This window comes from Escherichia sp. AM3 (assembly GCF_032029835.1).
Classification (GTDB): domain Bacteria; phylum Pseudomonadota; class Gammaproteobacteria; order Enterobacterales; family Enterobacteriaceae; genus Escherichia; species Escherichia coli.
In genome coordinates, this window is the sequence record NZ_JAVUPQ010000617.1 from 1 (window position 1) to 405 (window position 405).

At 41.0% G+C, this 405-nt stretch carries 1 protein-coding gene; it reads left to right on the forward strand.

All coding sequences use genetic code 11. The features are described 5' to 3' along the window. The first annotated feature begins 74 nt into the window (after positions 1-74). The gene (locus tag RTW80_RS27540) at positions 75-278 is read left to right on the forward strand and encodes a helix-turn-helix transcriptional regulator (RefSeq protein WP_000035054.1); all 204 of its coding nucleotides are present in this window, start codon (positions 75-77) and stop codon (positions 276-278) included. Positions 279-405: the final 127 nt, after the last annotated feature.

Consider the following 405-nt stretch of genomic DNA (forward strand, 5'->3'; position numbering starts at 1 on the left):
ATTTGACGCAAATAAAACTCTCGCCATTCGTTGCAGGAGGGGGTTATTGCGTCATTAGTACAGGATATTAATAAATGGCTAATTACAATTCATTAATTCGTCTCTCTGAAGTTCAAAGGCGAACTGGTTATAGCAAAGCATGGATTTATCGTCTTATTAGTCAGGGGAGGTTCCCTAAACAGGTAAAAATTGGAAGTCGGGCTATTGCTTTTGTTGAGTCTGAAATAGATGAATGGATTGAGAAGTGTATATTAGAATCTAGAGACGAGGTGGCCTGATGGAAAAGAAAAACCGCCCATTACAGGCGGCTAATTCAGATATTCGCGTATCTGATATTACGCCCCTTACAAAATCCCTTCAAGCACCAAAGCGCACACCGAAAAAGCATCGTGCCCGAGTCTATAT

Coding starts and splice junctions, on each gene's coding strand:
- RTW80_RS27540 (WP_000035054.1), top strand. CDS start 75: ATGGCTAATTACAATTCATTAATTCGTCTCTCTGAAGTTCAAAGGCGA.